22 protein-coding genes are annotated in these 22727 nt (G+C 67.5%); 12 read left to right on the top strand and 10 right to left on the bottom strand.

Annotated features, from left to right (window positions below):
* The first annotated feature begins 9 nt into the window (after positions 1-9).
* Entirely contained in the window at positions 10-1203 is a 1194-nt protein-coding gene (locus tag NMI01S_RS05625) for an alpha/beta fold hydrolase (protein WP_245716718.1), read from the top strand.
* Here the strand turns inward: NMI01S_RS05625 and NMI01S_RS05620 are convergent.
* On the bottom strand, positions 1137-3698 hold the full coding sequence (locus tag NMI01S_RS05620) for a winged helix-turn-helix domain-containing protein (protein ID WP_062994932.1): 2562 nt from the start codon (positions 3696-3698) through the stop codon (positions 1137-1139). The two genes, NMI01S_RS05625 and NMI01S_RS05620, sit on opposite strands and share 67 nt — an antisense overlap.
* 316 nt (positions 3699-4014) lie before the next feature.
* On the opposite strand from NMI01S_RS05620, the gene NMI01S_RS05615 reads away from it, so the two are divergent.
* Positions 4015-5127, top strand: coding sequence for an AI-2E family transporter (locus NMI01S_RS05615; protein WP_062994931.1), 1113 nt, complete (start codon positions 4015-4017; stop codon positions 5125-5127).
* A 12-nt stretch (positions 5128-5139) separates the two neighbouring features.
* Here the strand turns inward: NMI01S_RS05615 and NMI01S_RS05610 are convergent, their stop codons facing one another.
* Entirely contained in the window at positions 5140-5364 is a 225-nt protein-coding gene (locus NMI01S_RS05610) for a DUF8691 family protein (protein WP_062994930.1), read from the bottom strand.
* A 206-nt stretch (positions 5365-5570) separates the two neighbouring features.
* Between NMI01S_RS05610 and NMI01S_RS05605 the strand changes: the two genes are divergently transcribed.
* From NMI01S_RS05605 to NMI01S_RS05575, 7 genes are all read left to right on the top strand, one after another.
* A complete protein-coding gene (locus tag NMI01S_RS05605) occupies positions 5571-5984 on the top strand; it encodes a DUF7144 family membrane protein (RefSeq protein WP_062994929.1) in 414 nt (137 codons plus the stop codon).
* Positions 5985-6071: 87 nt separating this feature from the next.
* Positions 6072-7079, top strand: coding sequence for an adenylate/guanylate cyclase domain-containing protein (locus NMI01S_RS05600; protein WP_062994928.1), 1008 nt, complete (start codon positions 6072-6074; stop codon positions 7077-7079).
* Between the two features lie 720 nt (positions 7080-7799).
* On the top strand, positions 7800-8804 hold the full coding sequence (locus NMI01S_RS05595) for an ATP-binding cassette domain-containing protein (RefSeq protein ID WP_062994927.1): 1005 nt from the start codon (positions 7800-7802) through the stop codon (positions 8802-8804).
* Positions 8801-9643, top strand: a complete 843-nt coding sequence (locus tag NMI01S_RS05590) for an ABC transporter permease (RefSeq protein WP_051024065.1) — start codon at positions 8801-8803, stop codon at positions 9641-9643. The genes NMI01S_RS05595 and NMI01S_RS05590 overlap by 4 nt, the downstream gene beginning before the upstream one ends.
* Positions 9644-9696: 53 nt before the next feature.
* Complete coding sequence (locus NMI01S_RS05585) at positions 9697-9915, top strand: hypothetical protein (protein WP_062994926.1); 219 nt, start codon at positions 9697-9699, stop codon at positions 9913-9915.
* A gap of 45 nt (positions 9916-9960) precedes the next feature.
* Positions 9961-10488, top strand: a complete 528-nt coding sequence (locus NMI01S_RS05580) for a peptidylprolyl isomerase (protein WP_039781836.1) — start codon at positions 9961-9963, stop codon at positions 10486-10488.
* Positions 10489-10502: 14 nt separating this feature from the next.
* Positions 10503-11372 carry a rhomboid family intramembrane serine protease gene (locus tag NMI01S_RS05575; protein WP_084512473.1) on the top strand — a complete coding sequence of 290 codons (870 nt, stop codon included), beginning with the start codon at positions 10503-10505 and terminating at the stop codon, positions 11370-11372.
* A gap of 24 nt (positions 11373-11396) precedes the next feature.
* On the opposite strand, the gene NMI01S_RS05570 is transcribed toward NMI01S_RS05575, so the two are convergent.
* Entirely contained in the window at positions 11397-11915 is a 519-nt protein-coding gene (locus NMI01S_RS05570) for a PH domain-containing protein (protein WP_084512469.1), read from the bottom strand.
* An 88-nt stretch (positions 11916-12003) separates the two neighbouring features.
* Complete coding sequence (gene crgA, locus NMI01S_RS05565; RefSeq protein WP_030516702.1) at positions 12004-12267, bottom strand: cell division protein CrgA; 264 nt, start codon at positions 12265-12267, stop codon at positions 12004-12006.
* An 82-nt stretch (positions 12268-12349) separates the two neighbouring features.
* Between crgA and NMI01S_RS05560 the strand changes: the two genes are divergently transcribed.
* The 3 genes from NMI01S_RS05560 to NMI01S_RS05550 all read left to right on the top strand — a co-directional run bounded on the left by NMI01S_RS05560 (position 12350) and on the right by NMI01S_RS05550 (position 14298).
* A complete protein-coding gene (locus NMI01S_RS05560) occupies positions 12350-12988 on the top strand; it encodes an aminodeoxychorismate/anthranilate synthase component II (protein ID WP_062994924.1) in 639 nt (212 codons plus the stop codon).
* A 93-nt stretch (positions 12989-13081) separates the two neighbouring features.
* Positions 13082-13795 carry a RibD family protein gene (locus tag NMI01S_RS05555; RefSeq protein ID WP_062994923.1) on the top strand — a complete coding sequence of 238 codons (714 nt, stop codon included), beginning with the start codon at positions 13082-13084 and terminating at the stop codon, positions 13793-13795.
* Positions 13792-14298 carry a deaminase gene (locus NMI01S_RS05550; protein WP_245716717.1) on the top strand — a complete coding sequence of 169 codons (507 nt, stop codon included), beginning with the start codon at positions 13792-13794 and terminating at the stop codon, positions 14296-14298. Before NMI01S_RS05555 ends, NMI01S_RS05550 begins: the two co-directional genes overlap by 4 nt.
* A gap of 14 nt (positions 14299-14312) precedes the next feature.
* Here the strand turns inward: NMI01S_RS05550 and pknB are convergent, their stop codons facing one another.
* The 6 genes from pknB to NMI01S_RS05520 all read right to left on the bottom strand — a co-directional run bounded on the left by pknB (position 14313) and on the right by NMI01S_RS05520 (position 22709).
* Entirely contained in the window at positions 14313-16214 is a 1902-nt protein-coding gene (gene pknB / locus NMI01S_RS05545; protein ID WP_062994922.1) for a Stk1 family PASTA domain-containing Ser/Thr kinase, read from the bottom strand.
* Complete coding sequence (locus tag NMI01S_RS05540) at positions 16211-17731, bottom strand: protein kinase domain-containing protein (RefSeq protein WP_062994921.1); 1521 nt, start codon at positions 17729-17731, stop codon at positions 16211-16213. Before NMI01S_RS05540 ends, pknB begins: the two co-directional genes overlap by 4 nt.
* A gap of 82 nt (positions 17732-17813) precedes the next feature.
* Positions 17814-19280 (bottom strand): peptidoglycan D,D-transpeptidase FtsI family protein, encoded by a 1467-nt coding sequence (locus NMI01S_RS05535; RefSeq protein ID WP_062994920.1) that lies wholly within the window; start codon positions 19278-19280, stop codon positions 17814-17816.
* Positions 19277-20761 (bottom strand): FtsW/RodA/SpoVE family cell cycle protein, encoded by a 1485-nt coding sequence (locus NMI01S_RS05530; protein ID WP_062994919.1) that lies wholly within the window; start codon positions 20759-20761, stop codon positions 19277-19279. The genes NMI01S_RS05535 and NMI01S_RS05530 overlap by 4 nt, the downstream gene beginning before the upstream one ends.
* Positions 20761-22245 carry a PP2C family protein-serine/threonine phosphatase gene (locus NMI01S_RS05525; RefSeq protein WP_062994918.1) on the bottom strand — a complete coding sequence of 495 codons (1485 nt, stop codon included), beginning with the start codon at positions 22243-22245 and terminating at the stop codon, positions 20761-20763. Before NMI01S_RS05525 ends, NMI01S_RS05530 begins: the two co-directional genes overlap by 1 nt.
* Positions 22242-22709, bottom strand: a complete 468-nt coding sequence (locus NMI01S_RS05520; protein WP_030516711.1) for an FHA domain-containing protein FhaB/FipA — start codon at positions 22707-22709, stop codon at positions 22242-22244. Before NMI01S_RS05520 ends, NMI01S_RS05525 begins: the two co-directional genes overlap by 4 nt.
* Positions 22710-22727 lie beyond the last annotated feature (18 nt).

The raw sequence follows: 22727 nt of genomic DNA, 5'->3' as shown, positions 1-22727 counted from the left end.
TTCGTCGAGGTGCCGGTGCGGACCGGCGCGTGCTGCGGAAATCGCGGCGGGGAGTGGGAGGAACAGCCCGTGGTCGCGATCGTTGCGGATCTGCCGCGCGCGGCGCGCAATATCTGGGCGGTGTCGTTCGGCAACGGAATCGAGCCCTACCGGCCGGCGCCGTCCACACCGATCAGCGAGCAGCCGCACAATCGACTGCTGCGCTACGACCGCGACGAACCCGGTACCGGGAATCCTGTGCTGCTGGTACCACCGCTCGCGGTCACGCCGGCCTGCTTCGACCTGCGGGACGGTCAGAGCCTCGTGCGCTATCTGCTCGGCAGCGGCAGGCAGCCGTATGTGGTCGACTACGGCGATTTCGATTACGGCGACCGGGATCTCGGCCTCGAGCACTGGACCCACGGCATCGTGCCGGACGCGGTGCGCCGCGTCGCCGCCGAACACGGGCGACCCGTGGACGTGATCGGCTGGTCCCTGGGTGGCGCGCTCGCGATGATCGCCGCGGCGGCCCACGCGGATCTGCCGATCGCGTCGGTCACCGGCCTGGCTACGCCGTTCGACCAGCGCCGCACTCCGTTCCTGGTGCCGGTCCGGATGGCGGGGCGGCTGACCGGTGGTCGCGGCGTCGCCCTGGCGACCAGATTGCTCGGCGGGGCCCCGCGTGAGCTGGTCCGCCTCGGCTTCCGGTTACAGGCCTTCGATCGCGAGCTGACCCGTCCGTTGTTCATCGCCCGGCATGCCGCCGACACCGAGGCGCTGGCCCGCATGGAAGCGGTCGATCGCTTCATGGCGACCATGCCCGGCTATCCCGGTCGTTCGCTGTGGCAGATCTATCGCAGTCTGGTGCTGCGAAACGAATTGGCGGACGGCGTGATTCGACTGCGCTCGGATCTCGTCGTGGATCTGTCGAAGCTGACCTGCCGGGTGCTGCTGATCGGCAGCCGCACCGACATGCTGGTGCCCGCGGGTTCCACCCGCCGCGGTGTGGACCTGCTCACCGGCGCCGCCGAGGTGCGGTTCGTGGAGGTGTCCGGCGGACATCTGGGCCTGATGGTGGGTCCTGACGCGGCCGGCTCGACCTGGCCCGCGATCGGCGATTTCCTCGGCGACGCTTCGGGCGGCTCGGCCGATTCCGATCAGATCAAACCGAGTTCGCGCGCCCGTGCGATGGCCTCGGCCCGGGATCCGCTACCCAGTTTGTGATAGATCCCGCGCAGGTGTGTTTTGACGGTGTTGATCGAAACACCCATGCCCGCTGCGATATTCAGCGTCGTCATCCCGGACGGCAGCTGGCGCAACACCGACATCTCGGTGTCGGTCAGCCCAGGGTTGAGCGCCGCGCCGCGAGCCGACGGATGGGAGCGGATCAGATCGACCAGCCGGTCGTGGTGACCGAAACGGCCGACCGAACCGTCCAGTAACGCAACGATTCCCGGCACTTCCAGGAACGGTCGCACGATCCGGTCGTCGGCCGCGTGATTCAGCGCCTGCGCCAGCGCCTCGTAGGCCTTGACCGGGCGGTCCAGATGGTCGGATGCGGAGGCGTACAACAGCCAGGCCGTGACGGCGGTGAGCGCGGGCAGTCCGTCGGTCCGGCGCAGCAGTGGCTGCAGCAGTTCGAGTGTCGTCGACGAGGTCTGCGCGTACTCCGACAGGCAGGCCTGCGCCAGCACGACATCGGGTGTGTGGCCCAGTACCGCGATCGCTCGCTCGACCAGAGTCTGTGCGCCGACACGGGATTGGATCCGCAGCAGTGCCGGCACCGTGTGCAGGACCAGATTGCCGCAGGAGCGCGGCGGTGTCGGCTCGGTGAGCATGTCGAGCAGCTGCATCCGCAGCGTATCGGCGGCCAGGAAACGATCTGTGGCGGAATCGAATTCGATCAGCCGGAGCAGCGCCAGCGCCTGCCGGTCGGCGGTCGGCGCGGGGGAGAGGCCGCTCGTCGTGGCGGGCGGGAGTTGCTCGCGGGCAGCGATCGGATCGCCCTGCAGATACTGCGCGTAGGCGATCATCGCCTGAGCGTGCGTCATCGCGGAATGGGTTCGCAGTCCGTATTTCTCGGCGAGTTCCACGGCGTGCTCGGCCCGCTTGCGCATCACGGTGAGGTGGCCGCCCATCCCGCCGCACACCGCCAATCGCGTCGCCGCCGGCACGACGAAGCGGCCCAGTCCGGCCTGTTCGGCCAGCGCGAGCGCCTGCCACAGTCCCGATTCGGCGCGCGCGATATCGCCGCGGTGCAGGTACGCATTCGCCACCTGCAGGACGATGTAGCAGTCCAGTTCGGCATGACCGGTCGGCGTGGGCGTCGCCGGCTCGGGCGCAGCGGGTTCGGCGCCCGTCAACACCGCGACATCGGCGATCACCGCGGTGCGTAGCGCGATCAACCAGGAGGCGGGTACCAGGGCGGAGGCCGAACAGGGTTCTGCCTCGAGTCGATCCAGATAGGCCGTGCACGCCGCCACGTCCCCGCGGCTCACGGTCTCGGCGATGCGCAACAGCTGAACGAATTGATCGTCGGCGAGTTCGCCGACGTCGTCGAGCCGGGCGAAGAAGGATGGCCCGTCCCCACCGAACACCAACCTCGGACCGTGTTCGCGGATGAACCGCGACAGCTGCGGGTGCCCCGGTACGGCGAGCACATGATGCAGTGCCGCGGAGGGCATCCGGGCATCGACGAACCATGCCGAACAGCTGCGGTGAATGCGCGGCAGCCGGTTCGGAAGCGAGCGCGCGGCCTCGGCGAGCAGGTAGGCGCGCAGCATCGGGTGATAGCTGTGCCACAGTTCGCCGTGGCGGGCCACGCACGTGATCGGCAGATTGTTGCGCAGCAGATATTCCAGTGTGGCCGGGGCGGATTCGCCGACCAGCTCGGTGGTCAGCGCGACACTGAACTCCTCGGGCACCGCGGTGGCGAGCAGGAAGTGCAGCGCGTCGTCGGGCAGCGCGCCCAGCAACTCGCCGACGAGGAAGTCGCTGATGGCGTGGGGCGCGCGGGCCAATGCCGCCAACGCGGTCGGCCGGTCGTGCGGATTCGCGGCCAGGTAGATCGCGGCGATCCGCACCAGTGCGGCCCAGCCGCAGGTCAGCCGTTGGATCCCGGCGATATCGGCGGCGCTCAGGTGAAGGTTGTGCTGGCCGAGCAGGGCCGCGATGCGTTCGTCGTCGAGCGCGAGTTCACGTGCGGTCAGACGGGTGAGCCGGCCACTCAGTTCGAGCCCGTGCCAGCGCAGCGGCGGATCGAACCGGCCGGTGACAATCGTCGTCAGGGTGGGCGGTGCGTTTTCGACGACATACTCCAGCCCTGCCAGGGCCAAGGGGTCGGTCAGCAGGTGGGCGTCGTCGAGGACGAGCACGGTCGGTTCGGCCCGGTCGGTCAGCCGGTCCACCAGTGTCGCCGGTTCGGCGAGCGGTCCGGTCGGGTCCCGGTCCGGTAATCCGACGGGGAGGTCGAGCACTCCGGCGATCGCACGCCACAGATCGGCCGATTCGCCGCGGCGGCCGGTGAAGGTCAGCCAGCCCACCCGGCAGCCGGAATGCCGGGTCGCCAGTCGCGTCACCCAGTCGGCGGCCAGGACGGTCTTGCCGGTTCCCGCGGGGGCGCAGATCAATACGGCCTGCCCGGCGCCGGTCGTCGCCGCCTCGTCGATGCGGGCGTGGGCGGCGGGAAGCGCCAGCGGTACGAAGGAGAGTTCCGGCACGCCGAGTTGGAGGCCACTGCGGATGGTGGCAATGTTTGGGCTATCGGCTGACGATCGCGTTGTTCTGGGCGAAGCGTTCAAAGCGCCTCCCGGAGCTGTGCCTTCGCCGAAGGCAATGTCGGTGAAGCCTGCTTTCTCCAAACTGAAACGTACACTACTCATTTGCTGAAATCGGTCAAAATGTGCGTTCCATCATGATTTCGAATCGGTCTCGGGCGGTCGAATTCGGCCGTGGCGCAGAACGAGCCCGGCCGGTCGGAGCCGTAGTCTCGATCGGAGAATCGACAGTCCGGTCTGTGGCGGCGAGGTAATTCCGATGCAATTGCGACGAGATCGGCCCGCGCGGGCCGAACGAGCAGCTCCGCCACCCGCTTCCGGCGGCACATGGCCGCTTCCGCGCGGACTGATCGTGATGCTGTCCGTCGCCGCCGCCGTGGTGGCAGTCCTGGGGATGAAGGCGTTCGCCGGTGTGCTCGGTCCCACCTTCCTGGCGCTGATGTTGACCATGGCCGTTCAGCCGGTGCAGACCTGGGTGCAGCGGCGCGGCTGGCGGCCGTGGATCGGGATGGTGGCGGCCCTGATCCTGGTCGTACTGATCCTGCTCGTCCTGCTGGGGGCGCTGGTGCTCTCGATCGCGCAATTGGCGTCCGAGCTGCCGAAATACTCCGGCAAACTCGACGACATGCTCAACGGCGTGCGGGATACGCTCGCCGATCTGGGGGTGGATACCGAGCAGATCCACAACGCGCTCAACGGTCTGGATGTGGGCAAGGTCGTGGATGTTCTGTCGGTCGCGCTGAGCAATGCGCTCGGAATCTTCTCCAATCTGTTTTTCGTGCTGGCATTGCTGCTGTTCATGGCGATCGACGGCATGATGATCGATCGGAAATTGGCGGTGGTCGCCAAGGCACGACCCGAAATTGCTTATGCGCTGGGCGTATTCGCCAGCGGCACCCGGAAGTACCTGGTTGTTTCCACGGTATTCGGCTTGATCGTCGCCATCTTCGACGGCGGTGCGCTGTGGCTCATGGGGGTGCCGCTTCCGCTCCTCTGGGCGCTGCTGTCGTTCATCACCAACTACATTCCGAATATCGGTTTCGTCATCGGCTTGATTCCGCCGGCGCTGCTGGCGCTGCTCGACAGCGGGCCGATCCTGATGGTGTGGGTGATCGTCGTCTACTCGGTGATCAATTTCGTGATCCAGTCGATCATCCAGCCCAAATTCGTCGGGGATGCGGTCGGCCTCAGTGTGACCGTGACGTTCCTGTCGCTGGTCTTCTGGTCGTGGGTTCTGGGCGCGCTCGGTGCGCTGCTGGCGATTCCGCTGACCCTGCTGATGAAGGCGCTGCTGCTCGATATCGATCCGACCACCCGATGGGTCGGCGTACTGATCCAGGACCGTGCGCCCGACCCGGACGAGGAACCGTAGGCAGCCGCGACCTCAGGATTCGGGCAGTTGCGCCATCCCCAGCAGCGTCAGGCCGAGCGAATCGATGCGCGCGAGCACTCCCCGCATGGCCGTGGCATCGGAGAGTGCGCCGAACAGCGTGGTCGTGCCCGCCGAGGAATGCTCGCTGCGACTCAACTCCGGAAATGCCGCCAGGGCCCGTTCGGACAATTCACCATCGATGACGAACTGATAGCGGATCGACAACGACCTACTCACCTCCTCGGCCGGGTTGCCTGCTCGCCTCCAGGCTCGTGCACAGCCGCTGGTGGGCGCCTCATCCGCCCGGGATGAGCTCGAGATCCGGCCGCGAACCGGTCCGGCGGAACGACCGCGCCCGATTCTCACCCGTCACGGGTGAAGCCGAGGCGCGTCGCGATGGGCACATTCATGGGAAAGCCCCTCGGCTGGGAAGGAGTTCTGCCATGACAACAACCCCGCAGGAGCATCCGGTACGTCAGGGCATCGCCGCCGGAACCTCGATCGCCGCGGCGATCCTGCTGGTCACCGTCGGTGTGCTCTCGATTCTGGAAGGAATTTCGGCGGTCGCCAACGACAACCTGTTCGTCGTGGGGATCGACTACGTCTACCAGTTCGACACCACCACCTGGGGATGGATCCACATCGTGCTGGGGATCCTGCTGGTCATCGCCGCGCTCGGTCTGATGGCCGGCACCACGTGGGGCCGGATCGTGGCAATCACGTTGGCGGCGTTGTCGATTCTCGCGAACTTTCTGTGGCTGCCGTACTACCCGGCGTGGTCGATCCTGGTGATCGCGTTGAATGTCGTGGTGATCTGGGCGGTCGCCACCTGGCAGCCCGGCCCGGACCGCGTGTGACCGACCGGGTCGCTCGGCTGTGACACGTGGCTGTGACACGTCATCAGCGGGCGGCCCGGCTCCGGCGGGATCCGTATCGTCGGAATTATGGCCTCCCCGGAGCTGTCGAAGCTGGTCCAGTCGGTTGTCGAGCCGTATCTACTGGAGGGACCTCGCCGCTACAACCGGGTCGAGGTCGCCGAACTGTCGGGCGTACCGGCCGAGCTGTCCCGGCGGCTGTGGGTTTCGCTCGGCTTTCCGGCTCATGACGACGACGCCGCGGTCGAATTCACCGACGGCGATGTGAACGCCGTCCGGAACTTCCGCAGTCTCGACGCGCTGGCCGGCGCCGATGTGCGGCGACAGCAGGCGGCCGCGCGCACCCTCGGGCAGTCGATGGCGCGATTGGCGGAATGGCAGGTCGATCTGGTCGCGGAGGAGATCGCCGACCGGATCCGGTCGATCACGGCGGGCGATCCCGCGGTGGACCAGGACAAGGTGGCCCGGGAGGCGACCGCCGAGGTGGTGTCGGCGCTGCAGCAACTGCAGGCATATGCGTGGCGGCGGCATCTCGCGGCGGCGCTGACACGGTCACTGGCCGGCGACGGCACCGGAGAAACGTTGCGGGAGTTGGCCGTCGGATTCGCGGATATGGTCGGCTACACCCGGCTGACCCGGCATCTGGAAGCCGACGAACTGGATGATCTGCTCGAGTCGTTCGAATCCATCACCACGGGTGCGATCACCGCGAACGGTGGCTGGACCATCAAGAACGTCGGCGACGAGGTCATGTTCGCGGCCGAATCCGCGGTGGCCGCCGGCCGGATCGCATTGGCGATCCAGGAGGCGACGACGAGTGCCGGAACCACTCCTGAACTGCGGGTCGGGCTGGCCTATGGGCAAGTGCTGCAACGTTTCGGTGATCTCTACGGTTCGGTGGTGAATACCGCGGCGCGGCTGACCGGTGTCGCGCGGCCGGGCACCGTCCTGGTGGACGACGGCGCGGCAACACAATTGGCGGACGAACCCGAGTTCTCGCTGCGGCGTCTGCGCAGTGTGCGGGTGCGTGGAATCAACCGTCTGGGTTCGTATGTGCTGCGGCGGAACGGGGGCTGACCGGTACCCGCTCCCGCAGTCGGAAGCTTCGCACCACGTCCTGAAAGTACTGGCGCACAACGGGGGAGGCGGTTCGTGCGCCGGTGGAAAAGTCCGGGAATTGGAAGCGGGCCTCGGCGAAGGGGGGGAGTTAGCCGAGGCCCGCGTAGGGTCGGCCCGGGGGGGAGGGGCCGACGTGACTGATCCTACGCGACGATTCTCGTTTGTGTCTGCATGAGGGGCGCTAGTTTCGAAATTTTTTTCTCTGGCGTGTTGCGGGGCGCCTCGTCCGGTTTGCCGAGAGCTGGATAGCCGTCACAGTGGCAATCGCGAATTATGTTGCGACACAGCAGAATAAACTTGTTCCACGTGAAACGATCGGCGGTGGCGAGGCCCCGTCGCTGGTGTCGAATTCGGTAGCTGTGCGGGTGTGGCAGCGCGCAGTCGTGGGCGTTTTCACACCTTTGGGGCTTTACGCGAGCGGCCGTAGGTAGCCGCGCGGGCCGTACTCGAGTAGCGCACTACTCGCGACCCTCGAGTCCGGGCGCGGGAGTATCGAATCGGTCGCATCCCGCCGGCACCCCCGAGCACCGCCGGATCCCGGGATGCGGCCACCTCCGCTTCCCGCCCGGTCGAGCCGGTGTCCGATGTGGGCTTATTCGGATGAACTTGTCGGTGGTGTGGGCAATACTGCACGGCAGTAGCGAACCTCACATCCACATCGAACGGCAGGGGAAAAGCATGCCCGACGCCATCATCGCCGAGGGTTTGGTCAAGAAGTACGGTCGGCTCGTCGCCCTCGACGGGCTCGATCTCGCGGTGCCCGAAGGGACGGTGACCGCACTGCTCGGCCCCAACGGCGCCGGGAAGACCACGACGGTCCGGGTGCTGACCACGCTGCTCACACCCGACGCCGGCCGCGCTACGGTCGCCGGCATCGATGTCCTGCGCGAACCGCAGCGGTTACGCGCGCACATCGGCGCTTCCGGCCAGTACGCGGCCGTGGACGAATACCTCACCGGCTTCGAGAATCTGGAGATGGTGGGACGTCTCTACCACCTGGGCATCCAGCGCAGTAAGCAGCGCGCCCGGGAGCTGCTCGAACGCTTCCGGCTCAGCGATGCGGCCGATCGGCCGGTGAAGGGGTATTCCGGCGGGATGCGGCGCCGCCTGGACCTGGCCGGAGCCCTGGTGGCGAATCCGCCGGTGCTGTTCCTCGACGAGCCCACCACCGGCCTCGACCCGCGGGCCCGGCTGGATCTGTGGGATGTGATCGAGGAACTCGTCGCCGGCGGTACCACCCTGCTGCTGACCACGCAGTACATGGAGGAAGCGGACCGGCTGGCCGATGCGATCGCGGTGATCGACCACGGCACGGTCATCGCGCGCGGCACCGCCGACGAGCTCAAGACCCTGGTCGGCGGCGACCGGATCGAGTTGACCGTCGAACACGCCGACGTCCTCCCCGTCGCGCAGCAGGCCCTGGCCGGGCTCGCCGTCGGCGATATCCACGTCGAACCGGGATTGCGGCGGCTCACCATCCCTGTCGACGACGGCTCACAGGCGCTGGTCGACACCATCGAGCGGCTGTCCGCGCACCGGGTGCGCATCCAGGACGTGGGCCTGCGGCGGCCTTCGCTCGACGATGTCTTCCTCACCCTGACCGGGCACGAGGCCGCCGACTCCATCGACCCGGCCGATGCCGCGCAGACCCTCGAACAAGCCACGGAAGGACACAGCAGATGATCACCGCGGCGATCGATACCCGCAGACCGACGCTGGCCGAACGCGCGGCCATCGTGGCCGGTGACAGCCTGACCATCGCCAAGCGCAACGTCATCAAGATCAAACGAGTGCCCGATGTGCTGATCTTCTCGACGCTGTCGCCGATCATGTTCGTCCTGCTGTTCGCCTACATCTTCGGCTCGGCGATCAGCGTGCAGGGCACCTCGTATCGCGAATTCCTGATCGCCGGCATCTTCGCCCAGACCTCGGTCTTCGGCGCCACGTTCACCGGCACCAGCCTGGCCGAGGATATGCAGCGCGGAATCATCGACCGGTTCCGCTCGCTGCCGATGGCGCCCTCGGCGGTTCTGGTCGGGCGCACGGTGGCCGATGTCGCCATCAACGTGGTGAGCCTGGTGGTGATGTCGGTGACCGGACTGCTCGTCGGCTGGCGCATCCACGGCTCCTTCCTCGAGGCCGTGCTGGCCTATGTTCTGCTGTTGCTGTTCGCCTACGCGATTTCCTGGATCATGGCCGTGGTCGGTTTGCTGGTGCGGGCGCCCGAGGTGTTCAACAACGCCAGTTTCATGGTGATCTTCCCGCTGACCTTCATCGCCAACACCTTCGTGCCCAGCGATGTGCTGCCGACACCGCTGCGTGTGGTCGCGGAATGGAATCCGGTCTCGGCGGTGACGCAGGCGACGCGCGATCTGTTCGGCAACACGAGTCCGGCCAATCCCACGCCCGATGTGTGGTCGCTGCAGCATCCGGTGGCGACGACATTGATCTGGGTGGTGGCGATTCTGGTGATCTTCGTGCCGCTGGCACTGCGTCAATTCAAGCGGTCCGTCAGCCGGTGAGGCTCTCACCTGGCGCTACTGCGGGCGGCCCGGGGCTGTGACAGCATGGGGGCATGCAGTTGGGCAGTTCCCGGAAATCCGGTCGGTTGCGTAATCGGCTCATCGCGGCGGGCGTTGCCGCGGCCGCGGGCGGTGCCGCATGGGCGGCCGCCTCGCGTCGCCCGCAGCTGCCGGAGCCGGCCGCCGAACCGCCGCGGCTGGGCTACGCGGGCGGAGCGACCGCAACCGGGACGACGGCGCAGCCGGCCGACGACGCGGCGCATACCGGCTAGGCGCGCCCTGCGAGTACGGACAGCCGACATGGCACGATATTCGGCGTGACCTCACCGAATCAGACCGCCGTGGCCGTCCTGCACACCAACCTCGGCGACATCAAGATCTCGCTCTTCGGTAACCACGCCCCGAAGACGGTGCGCAACTTCGTCGGCCTTGCCGACGGCAGCGCGGCCTACACGACGACGAACGCCGGCGGCGGCACCTCCGGACCGTTCTACGACGGCAGCGTATTCCACCGCGTGATCGATGGCTTCATGATTCAGGGCGGTGACCCGACGGGTACCGGCCGTGGTGGGCCGGGCTACGAATTCGCCGACGAATTCCACCCCGAACTGCGCTTCGACCGCGGCTACCTGCTGGCCATGGCCAACGCCGGACCCGGCACCAACGGTTCGCAGTTCTTCATCACCGTCGGTGCGCAGCCGCACCTGAACCGCCGCCACACCATCTTCGGCGAAGTGGTGGACGCCGATTCGCGCAAGGTCGTCGACGCCATCGCCACCACCGCGACCGACCGCAACGACCGGCCGAAGGAGCCGGTCGTCATCTCGAGCATCACCCTGAGCTGACCCATCGGAGTTTCGTGAATCCGCAACCGCCCGCACCGACCTGCTACCGCCATCCCGATCGCACCACCGGACTGGCATGCACGCGGTGCGGGCGGCCGGCGTGCGCCCAATGTCTGCAACCGGCCGCCGTCGGACAACACTGTGCGGAGTGTGTCGCGCAGGGGCGCAGCGATATTCGTCCCGGCCGGCCGACCGTCAGCGGTCCGTTCGCCACCGCGCGCCGCACGCCGTATGTCACCTACGCGCTGATCGCGATCAATGTCGCGGTCTTCGCCGTCACCGCGAGCCAAGCCCACAGTGTCACCGACAACCATCTGTCGCAGCTGTTCTACGACTGGGTACTCGCACCGCAGTGGGTCGCCCAGGGGCAGTGGATTCGCGTCCTCGGTTCGGGATTCCTGCACTACGGGCCATTGCACCTGGTGGTCAACATGTTCGCCCTCTACATCCTCGGCCGCGATACCGAACTCGTGCTGGGACGTTCGCGATTTCTGGCGATCTATCTGGTTTCGCTGCTCGGCGGATCGGCGGCGGTCATGTGGCTGGCGACCGATTCCGCCACGGCCGGTGCGTCCGGCGCCATCTACGGCCTGTTCGGCGCGATGACCGTAATTCTGCTGCGGCTGCGGCAGAGTCCCGTGCAGATGCTGGTATTGATCGCGATCAACCTGCTCATCAGCGTGTCCCTGCCGGGCATCTCGCTGTGGGGCCATCTCGGTGGCCTGGTGGCGGGCACGCTCGCCGCCGCCGGAATTCTGTTCCTGCCGGAATGGCTGCGGGCGCGGACCCGGGATTCGATCCGGTGGATCGGATGGGGTTCGGTGGCCGGCCTCGCGGTGCTGACGATCGCGCTGATCGGTACGGGTGCGGCGGTTCTCGCCTGATTCGGTCCGCGGTGGATCCCGGTGTCAGCTGTTGCGTGGTTCGGCGGGAACGAGACCGTGCACGGTCATCACATCCAGGACGTCCTGGGGATGGGTACCGAGGTCCCAGCGGCCGAAGATCACCAGCCGCTCCTCGCCCTTGTGGTCGACGTCGAGTTCCAGATTGGGGATGCTGCGGCCCAGGCGCCGGAACCCGACGACTCGTGCCCGCAGAATCTGGTCGGGACCGTATTCGACCGGCCCGAGCAGGCCACGAATCACCAGATGGGCCGGTTTCCCGGGAACGACGGTCAGGCGCGGGCGCTGCCGGAAACCCAGTCCGGCCAGGCACAGCAGCAGTGCCGCGGCCAAGCCGATCAACAGCCGGCTCGGTGCGTCGGAGGCGAACGCGGCGGCCACGGCCAGCGCCACTCCGCCGAGGGTGACCGCGGCCAGGGCGGGCGCCGGTGTGGACCACTCGAGCCGGGGCGCCGGTTCCGAATTACCGAATTCCCCAGCGAACCCGGGGCTATCGGGCTCGGGGTGTTCGGGCGGTGTGCTCACGGTCCCCAATTGCTCCTCGAGTTGTCCACAGAATCATCCACAGGTGTGCATGAATCACACGCGTGTAATAAGGGCGAACGCCACCCGATCAGCGCCACCGCATCGTCATGATCAGGCCGATCACCATGAGACCGAAGCCGATGAGGAAGTTCCAGGCGTTGAGATCGCTCATCCACTGGATGTGGTCGGCGCCCAGGTAGTAGACCAGCAACCATGCCAGACCGGCCAGCATGAAGCCGAGCATGATCGCCACATACCAGACCGGCGACGGACCGCCCTTCACCTTCACCGGGGTGCGGCTGGTCGGGTTGATCGTGTAGTCGGTCTTCTTGCGGACCTTCGACTTGGGCATGACGTCCTCGTATTCGGCGTGCAGGTCTGCCTAAAGGCTATCTCAGCTGCGTATCGATGGTGGCGCCACGTACTCTCGAACCATGCGTGTTCTGGTCGTCGACAATTACGACAGCTTCGTATTCAACCTGGTCCAATATCTGGGCCAACTGGGTGCCGAGGCGACCGTCTGGCGCAACGACGACTCCCGACTGCAGGACACCGATGCCGTGGCCGCCGATTTCGACGGCCTGTTGATCAGCCCTGGCCCGGGCACCCCGGACCGCGCCGGCGCGAGTATCGAACTGGTCCGCGCCTGCGCCCGGACCCGGACTCCGCTGCTCGGCGTATGCCTGGGACATCAGGCGATCGGAGAGGCGTTCGGCGCGACCGTGACCCGCGCCCCCGAGCTGCTGCACGGCAAGACGAGTTCGGTTTTCCACATCGGTTCCGGAGTGCTGGCCGGGCTGCCCGACCCGTTCACCGCCACCCGCTATCACTCGCTGACAGTGCTCGAGGACACCCTGCCCGGTGATATCGAGGTGATCGGACGCACCGAGAGCGGCATCGTGATGGCCATGCGGCACCGCGACCTGCCCATTCACGGTGTGCAGTTCCATCCCGAATCGGTGCTCACCCAGGGCGGGCACCGGATGCTGGCGAACTGGCTCGAGGTGTGCGGCGAACGTCCGGCCGAGGGCCTGGTCCAGAAGCTCGAATCCGAGGTCGCCGCGCTGGTCTGACCGGGCGCCACGCCAGGCAAGTGAATGCCTCACCGTGACAAGGAGTTTGCGCATGCATGAGCTCGGCGCGGTCGTCGTGCCCCGGCGGCGCTGATGGCCCGGCCGTACGTCGTGCTCTCGGTGGCCACCAGCATCGACGGATATATCGACGACGCCGGTCCGCACCGATTGCTGCTGTCCAACGCGGAGGATTTCGATCGCGTCGACCAGGTGCGTGCCGAGGCCGACGCCATTCTGATCGGAGCCGAGACCTTGCGGCGCGACGATCCGCGGTTGTCGCTGAGCAGTGAGCGGCGGCGCGAAGCCCGGATCGCGGCGGGAAAACCCGAATTTCCGTTACGTGTCGTGGTCACCGCGAGCGGGGAACTCGACCCCGGGCAGCGGTTGTGGCACCAGGGTGGCCGGCGGCTGGTCTATACGACCACGACCGGGCGGGAGCGGCTGGGAGATCGGCTCGCCGGCCGAGCCGAGGTCGTCGCCCTCGGCAGCTGCGTCGACTTCGGCGCGCTGCTCGACGATCTGGGCGAGCGCGGGATCGCCCGCCTGATGGTCGAGGGCGGTGGCCGCATTCACACCGCCTTCCTGGCGGCGGATCTGGCAGACGAACTGCTGATGGCGGTCGCCCCGGTACTGGTCGGTGACAGCGCGGCCCCGAAATTTTTGCATCCGGCCGACTTTCCCGGCGGTTCTCGGCGCAGAATGGCTTTGGTGGATATGACTCGCCTCGGAGATATCGCGGTCCTGCGGTATCTGCCGCGGCCGACACCGTCCGATGGGAGTGCGGCGACGATGAAAGACGCACAGTGACAACCGAATCCGATGCGTGGGAGTCGGTCGAGTCGGCCAGCCGTGTCCCCGGCCGGCCCGGGGCGCACCGGTTCTGGATGCATCACGCGATCGGGCTGGCCCGGCTGTGCCCGCCCAGTGCCACCGCCTTTTCGGTCGGCGCGGTGATCGTCGGCCCGGACGGCGTCGAACTCGCGCACGGCTACTCCCGCGAAACCGATGCGAAGGTGCACGCCGAGGAATCGGCACTGAACAAACTCGGCGCCGATCCCCGGCTCGCGCAGGCCACGATCTACAGCACGCTCGAACCGTGTTCCACCCGGGCCTCGGTCGGCCGCGCGCCGTGTGCCGACCGCATCCTGGCCGCCGGAATTCCGCGCGTCGTCATCGCCTGGCGGGAACCGCGCACCTTCGTGGAGAACTGTGTCGGCGTGGAGAATCTGCGCGACCACGGCGTCGAGGTGATCGAACTTCCCGACCTGGCCGACGAGGCCATGTCGATGAATCGCCACCTCGCGCTGTGATCACCGGGCCCGCGTCAGGGCGGGCCCAGCACTCCCGTGACGATCGTGATCGTCGCGTTGCGTGCCACCGACGAACCCGGCCGCGGCTGCTGATCGATCACCCGGCCGACATTGCTCGCGTCGAACGTGCCCTGGGTGCTCTGGCTGATCTGGCCCACACCGCCGGTCCAGCCCACGGAGCGCAGTTTGTCCACGGCCTGCGAGGGGGTGAGACCGGTCAGCGACGGCATGGTGATCTGATCGCTGGACACCTGCACGGTGATGGTCGACCCCTTGTCGGCCATCGAACCGCCGGCCGGATCGGTGGACAGCACCTCACCGGCGGGCCGCGACGAGCTGACCTTCTGGATCACGACCTTGAAACCCGCGCTGTCGGCCAGATTCGGTTCCGCCACATCGATCGACTGGCCCACCACGTCGGGCACGCGAACCTGGTCCGGCCCCTTGCCGAGGGTGATCGTCACCTTCGAACCGGCATCGATCTTGGTTCCGGCGGCGGGGGATTCGGCGATCACCTTGTCCTTGTCCTCCGGACTGGAGGCGCCGCGCTGGATCTGCGGATCCAGGAGCAGCCCGGCCGCGTTCAAATTCTGCTCGGCCTGCTGCTGGGTGAGTTTCGTCAGCTGTGGCACCGGCACCTGCTGCGGACCGGTCGAAATCTGCAGGGTCACCGTGGACCCCTTGTCGACGCGCGCACCGCCCAGGGGCTGGGTCGCGACCACGTTGCCGCTGGCGACCTTGCCGTCCGGTTTCGGCTGGACGGCGACAGTGAAACCCAGTTTCTGGAGATCGTTGCGCGCCTGCTCTGCCGGCTGATTGGACAGATCGGGGATCGCGACCTGATCGGGTCTGCTGCCCGGACCGATCAACACCCAGAACAGCGCCACGAGCACCGCGACCACCGCGGCGGCACCGATGCCGATCCACACCTTGCGCCTCGAACCGTCGGATTCGGGTTCCGGCTCGTCGTCGCCGTCGTTGCGTTCGACCGTGCGGTAGCTGCGCGGCTCGGGATCCATGCTGCCGAGGAAGGTGGTGCGGTCCTCCTCGGTCATCACCATCGGCGCCTGCGGCTTCTGGCCGCCCAGCACCCGGATCAGATCGGCGCGCATCTCGGCCGCGGATTGATACCGGTTGGCCGGATTCTTGCTCATCGCCTTGAGGATGACCGAATCCAGTTCGCGCGGTACGCCCGGATGAACCAGCGACGGCAGCTTCGGATCCTCGCGGACATGCTGGTAGGCGACCGCGACCGGCGAATCACCGGTGAAAGGCGGCTGCCCCGTGAGGATTTCGTACAGCACACAGCCGACGGAGTACACGTCGGACCGGGCGTCGACCTGTTCGCCGCGCGCCTGCTCCGGTGACAGATACTGCGCGGTGCCGATCACCGCGGCGGTCTGGGTCATCGGGTTCGAGCTGTCCGCGATGGCACGCGCGATACCGAAGTCCATCACCTTCACCGCACCCTGGCGGTTGATCATGATGTTGGCCGGCTTCATATCGCGATGCACGATGCCGTTCTTGTGGCTGAAATCCAGTGCGGCACAGACATCGGCGATGATCTCCATCGCCCGGCGCGGCGGCAGCGGCCCCTTGCCGCGCACGATATCGCGCAGCGTCTCGCCGTCGACGTACTCCATCACGATGTAGGGCAGCGGGCCGCCGTCCACCTCGGCCTCGCCGGTGTCGTACACCGCGACGATCGCCGGATGGTTCAGCGCCGCCGCGTTCTGCGCCTCGCGTTTGAAGCGCAGATAGAACGTGGGGTCGCGGGCGAGATCCGCGCGCAGCACCTTGATCGCCACGTCACGACCCAGTCGCAGGTCACGAGCCTTGTGAACCTCCGACATACCACCGAATCCGATGATCTCGCCCAGTTCGTAGCGAGAAGACAGATTCTTCGGGGTCGTCATGGCAGTCCTTGTGAGGAGGTGTCAGGGTGTCTACTGCTGTCGGCTTCGTGCGTACCGCCGGCCCCCGGTAGTGAACCGCCGGCCCCCGGTATCGAATCGCCGGCCCCCGGCCATGGTAGGTCGAGCGAGGGGTAGGACGGGCGTGTTGTGGGGCGTGTGGTGCGGGTGGGCCGCTCCCGGGTGGTGGTCGTCGGCGGTGCCGTGGTGGTCGTGGTCGGCGGGGGTGTGGTGGTCGTGGTCGGCTCGGGAGTCGTCGTCACCACCGGCGGCGGAGCCGGTTGGGTGGTGGTCGTCGGCTCCTCGGTCGTGGTCCACACCGTGGTCGGCGGCGGAGGCGCGACCACCGAGGTGGTCGACTTCACCGGCGACACCGTCGAATCCGGGGCCTTACCGCTGAGCAGTACCCAGGCGGCCAGGCCGCCGAGCAGCACCGCGCCCGCGCCGAGTCCGGCCATCACCTTCTGACCGTTGGTGAATCCCTGCTTCTCGGCTTCGCCGGCCGGGCCGGGACCCGGCATCATGGCCGTCGAGCCGGCCGCCGCGCCCACCCGGGCCGGTTCGGCGGCCGGATAGCGGACGGTCGCGCCGTCGTAGTCACCGCGCGGGATCACCGCGGTCGGTCCGGGCGGAAGGACGCGAGTGGCGCCGGTCTGCGGGACCGCACCGCCGCGCGGCGGCGGTGGACGGCGACCGGCCCGGACCGCGGCCACGGCATCGGCGAATTCGCCGCCGCTGTGATAGCGCCGCGTCGGATCCTTGGTCATCGTGATGTCGATCAGCTCACGCACGTTCGGCGGCAGATCGGCAGGCATCGGCGGCGGCGCCTCACGCACATGCTTCATCGCCACCGTCAGGGCGCCGTCACCGGTGAACGGCCGATGGCCCGACAGCGCCTCGTAGCCGACGACGCCGAGCGAGTACACGTCACTGGCCGAGGTGGCATCCTCGCCGGTCGCCTGCTCGGGAGCGATGTACTGGGCGGTGCCCATCACCATGCCGGTCTTGGTCACCGGTGAGGCGTCGACCGCCTTCGCGATGCCGAAGTCGGTGATCTTCACCTGTCCGGTGGGGGTGACCAGGATATTGCCGGGCTTCACGTCACGGTGGACCACGCCCGCGGCATGGGCGACCTCGAGTGCGCGGCTGGTCTGCTCCAGCATGTCCAGGCCCTGGCCGACCGAGAGGCGGCCGAGCCGGTTCAGCACCGCGTTGAGCGGTTCGCCCTGGACGAGCTCCATCACCAGATAGGCGGTTTCACCGCCCTGCGGGTCGTAGGTCTCGCCGTAGTCGTAGACCCCCGCGATGCCGGGGTGGTTGAGCTGCGCGGTGGTCTTGGCCTCGGTCTTGAACCGATGCCGGAACGTCGGATCCGCGGAGAATTCGGCCTTGAGAACCTTCACCGCGACCCGGCGGTCCAGGCGGGTGTCCAACGCCTCCCACACCTGGCCCATACCGCCCGTGGCGATCAGACGTTGCAGCCGATACCGATCGGCGATCAGGGCACCGTTGTTCAGCATGGCCGCCCCCGACGGTAGGTTCGCCGATCACGACGTTGTTGCATATCCACCTGGGGTCCTGGTCCTCGCTTACTCATCGTCCTCAGCCCCCCTGCAATCCGGCGTCCAGCACCGCCCGTGCCACCGGCGCCGCCACCGATCCACCGGTCGCGGCCAGCGCGCGGTCGCCACCGTTCTCCACGATGACCGCGATCGCGATCTTCGGGTTCTGCGCCGGCGCGAACGCGATGTACCAGGCGTGCGGCGGGGTGTTACGCGGGTCGCTGCCATGTTCGGCGGTGCCGGTCTTGGAAGCGATCTGGTACGGGCGCGGCTGGGTGCCCCCGGCCGTGGCCTTCTCCGAATCGATCATCAGCCCGGTCAGCTGGCTGGCGACCGGGGCGCTGATCGCCTGCCCGACCGACACCGGTTTGGTGGTGGACAGATCGCGCAGGTCGGGACCCTGCGTCCGGTCGACCAGATGCGGTTCCATCCGCACACCGCCATTGGCCACGGTAGCCGCGATCACCGCATCGTCGAGGGGGGTGAGAGCTACGTCTCGCTGGCCGATGCTGGTCTGGGCCAGCGCCGCGTTGTCCGGAATCGGGCCCACCGTGCTGTCGGCCACCGGGATCGGGATGCCCGAATGCGGGCCGATGCCGAAGGCCGTGGCCTCGTCCTTCAGTTTGGCCGCGCCCACCTTCATGCCGATCTCGGCGAAAGCGGTGTTGCACGAGAGCCGGAACGCGTCGTGCATGGTCGCGGTCGCACCGCCGCCGCACGGGGTGCCGTTGTAGTTCTCCAGCGTGGTGTTCGTCCCGGGCAGGGTGATGTTCGGCGCCGCGGTGAACGCGTCCTCCGGCTTGATCCCCATCGACAGTGCGGCCGCCGCGACGACGACCTTGAACGTCGAACCCGGCGGATACGTCTGCGACACCGCACGATTCAACATCGGCTGACTCGGGTCCGCGCTCAGCGATTCCCAGGCCTGGGTGGCGCGCGCGCCGTCGTGCGTGGACAGCTGGTTGGGGTCGTAGCTCGGTGTCGACACCATGGTCAGGATGCGGCCGGTACTCGGTTCGATCGCGACGACCGAACCGGTGTAACCCTTGCTGGTGAGCTGGTCGTAGGCGACCTTCTGCATCATCGGATCGATGGTGGTCACCACGTTGCCGCCGCGCGGATCGCGCCCGGAGATCATGTCGATCAGGCGGCGCCCGAACAGGGCGCTGTCGGAGCCGTTGAGCACCGAATCCTCGGAACGCTCCAGCCCGGTGCTGCCGTACTGCATCGAATAGAAGCCGGTCACCGGGGCGTAGGCGGAGGGGTCGGTGGGATAGGTGCGCAGGTATTTGTAGCGGTCGTCGGTGGCCACCGAACTGGCGAGCACCGTGCCGCCGGCCGAGATCTGACCGCGCTGGCGGCTGTACTCGTCGAGCAGCACCCGGGAGTTGCGGGGATCGTTGCGCAGGCTGTCGGCCTTGATGACCTGGACGTAGGTCGCGTTCACCAGCAGCGCGACGATCATCACCATGACGGCCATCGCGACCCGGCGGAGCGGGGTGTTCATGCCGGCTCTCCCTTCTCGGGTCGGGGCGTCTCGGCGCGGATCATCTCGGTCTGTGCTTCGGCGATCGGCGCGGCTTCCCGGCGGCGCGCCGGCGCCGGCGCCCGAGCGGCGTCGGAGATCTTGACCAGCAACGCCAGCAGGGCGTAGTTCGCGAGCAGCGAGGAGCCGCCGTAGGACACGAAGGGGGTGGTGAGTCCGGTCAGGGGAATCAGTTTGGTGACGCCACCCACCACCACGAATACCTGAACGGCGATGGTGAACGCCAATCCGGCGGCGAGCAGCTTGCCGAAACTGTCGCGGACCGCCAGGGCCGTGCGCAGGCCGCGCACCACGAAGACGGCGAACAGCATCAGCACCACGGCGAGCCCGATCAGGCCCAGCTCCTCACCGATGGTGGCGATGATGAAGTCGGTCTTGGCGAACGGCACCTGCGAGGGCCGGCCGCTGCCGAGTCCGGTTCCGGCCAGGCCGCCGGTCGCGAGCCCGAACAGCGATTGCGAGATCTGGTACCCGGTGTTGTTGTAATCGTCGAACGGGTGCAACCACGTCGAGACCCGCACCCGCACGTGGCCGAAGGCGTTGTAGGCGAGGAAGAATCCGAGCGCCAGCAGCCCGGCGCCGACGATCAGCCAGCCCACCCGCTCGGTCGCGATGTAGAGCATCGCCAGCACGGTCGCGAAGATCAGCAGCGAGGTGCCGAGGTCCTTCTCGAAGAACAACACGACCAGGCAGGCCATCCACACCAGCAGAATCGGGCCGAGGTCGCGCGCTCGCGGTAACTCCATCCCCAGGACGTGGCGCCCGGCCGCGGTGAACAGATCCCGTTTGGCGACCAGTACCGACGCGAAGAAGATGATCAGCAGGATCTTCGCGAACTCACCCGGCTGCACACTGAAACCGGGCAACCGGATCCAGATCTTGGCGCCGTTGGTTTCGGAGAACCTTCCCGGCAGCAGCGCGGGGATCATCAGCGCCACTAGGCCGAGCAGGCCGAGCGTATAGCCGTAGCGGGCCAGGGTGCGGTAGTCGCGCAGCAGCACCAGCACCGCGATGAACAGGGTGATCCCCAGCGCTGTCCACAGCACCTGTTGATTGGCGTCGGGAGAGGGGATCGACCACGAGTTGTGGATCGCGGTCTGCTCGTCGGCGAGATCCAGGCGATGGATCAGCACCAGCCCGAGTCCGTTGAGCAGCGCGGCGATCGGTAACAGCAGCGGATCGGCGAACGGGGCGAACCGCCGCACCGCGAGGTGGGCGACACCGAACAGCGCCAGGTAGGCGAAACCCAATTTGGCCAGATCCCAGGTGATTTCCTGATCCTGACTGGCCTCCACCAGCACCAGCGCAACCGTGGTGATGACCACCGCGAAACCCAGCAGCAACAGTTCGACGTTGCGGCGGGTCGAGGGTGGCGGCGCGGGAGCGAACCCGCCCGGTGGACTGGGGAACGCTCCAGCGGACGGCGGTGCCGGTGCGGACATCAGTCCGCCTTCCTGCAGTTCTCCCCCGGAGTCTGAGGGGCCGGCGCCGCGGTGGTGGGTGCCGGCTGCTCGGAATGGGCGGGGGCATTGGTCGGGTTCGGCGCGGACGTACCCGGGGTGTTGGGCGCGGGGGAGGGGACGGGCGTGGCGGGAGCCGCGCTGCCCGGGGCCGCGGTGCTGCCCTCGGCGGGCGGCGGAGCGACCGGCGGCGCCGGCTTCGCGCAGACGGGCAGCAGGTCGGTGGCGGCCAGCTTCTCCAGTTGCCCACGCGTGGAATCGAATCCACCCGGCGGCAGCAACCCGTTGTTGACCTTGTCGCGGCCGGTCTGCTGCAGGTCGGCCACCGCCAGCTGCTTGCACCCGCTGGGGAAGCCGGCGCCCGGTCGCATGAGGGTGACCTTGTTGCGCGAGTCGACACAGACCAGCTGGTCCACATCCTGAATCGAATAGCCGAGAACCGAGCCGGGCAGGCCGCGCATGATCACCACGTTGCCGTTGTCGGCGCCCACGTAGTAGTTGCTGCGAATCATCTTGTAGCCCACCACGAGTCCGACCACGACGGCCACGACGAGGGCGACGGCCAGTGCGATCCAGCGGCCCTTGTGGCTTTTGCGCGGCTCCGGCGGTTCCGCGGCGACCGCGGCCCGGCGAGGTGCGGCCCGCGGCGGACGCATGGCGGCGGCGCGCCCGGCGGCGGTGTTGGGCGGCGGTGTGTCCTCGTCCTCACCGGAGGCGGCGCCCGCGACGATGGGGTGGCTCTGGCCGTAGTCGAGATCGATCACATCGGCGACCACGACGGTGACATTGTCGGGACCGCCGCTGCGCAGAGCCAGTTCGATGAGCCGGTCGGCCGCCTCGTCGGTGTTGCCCTCGCGCAGGGTGTTGGCGATCGTCTCGTCGCTCACCACATCGGACAGGCCGTCCGAACACAGCAGATAGCGGTCACCGGCGCGGGCTTCCCGGACGATGAGCGTCGGCTCGATCTCGTTTCCGGTGAGTGCCCGCATGATCAGTGACCGCTGCGGATGGGTGTGGGCCTGCTCCGGGGTGATCCGGCCCTCGTCGACCAGCGACTGGACGAAGGTGTCGTCGCGGGTGATCTGGGCGAGCTCGCCGTTGCGGAGCATATAGGCCCGGGAGTCGCCGATATGGGCGAGGCCGAGTTTCTTGCCCGCGAACAGGATGGTGGTGAGCGTGGTGCCCATACCGTCGAGTTCGGGTTCCTCTTCGACCTGGTCGGCGATCGCGGCATTGCCTTCGCGAATCGCCCGGTCGAGTTTGCCGAGCAGATCGTCGCCGGGCTCGTCGTCGTCGAGATGAGCCAGCGCGGCGATCATCAACTGCGAGGCCACCTCACCGGCGGCGTGCCCGCCCATGCCGTCGGCGAGCGCCAGCAGGCGCGCACCGGCGTAGACGGAGTCCTCGTTGTTTGCCCGGACGAGACCACGGTCGCTACGCGCTGCGTAGCGGAGAACTTGAGTCACGATCGCAGCTCGATCACAGTCTTACCGACACGGACAGGGGTGCCGAGTGGAACTCGGACGGGAGTGGTGACCTTCGCTCGATCGAGGTAGGTCCCGTTGGTCGATCCTAAGTCTTCGACGTACCAGTCCTCGCCGCGCGGCGATAACCGTGCATGCCGGGTCGAGGCGTAGTCGTCGGTCAGTACCAGCGTGGAGTCGTCTGCACGCCCGATGAGCACCGGTTGGGTGCCGAGCGTGATCCGAGTGCCGGCGAGTGAACCCTGAGTCACCACTAGATACTTGGCGCCCTTCTGGCCACGGCTGAAGGATGGCAGCACCACCGAACCTCGGGTGGGTCGGGGCTGGATCCGAATGCCTGATGCCGCGTAGATGTCGCTGCGCAAGGTGCGAAGCACCGCCCACACGAACAGCCACAACAACAAGAGGAACCCCGCACGGGTCAACTGCAGGATCAGTCCCTGCACGGCGCTCCACCTCCTGTT

Source organism: Nocardia mikamii NBRC 108933, from assembly GCF_001613505.1.
In the GTDB taxonomy this organism is placed as follows: domain Bacteria; phylum Actinomycetota; class Actinomycetes; order Mycobacteriales; family Mycobacteriaceae; genus Nocardia; species Nocardia mikamii.
Note: the sequence above shows the minus strand (reverse complement) of the source record. Positions and strands in the feature narration are given on the sequence as shown.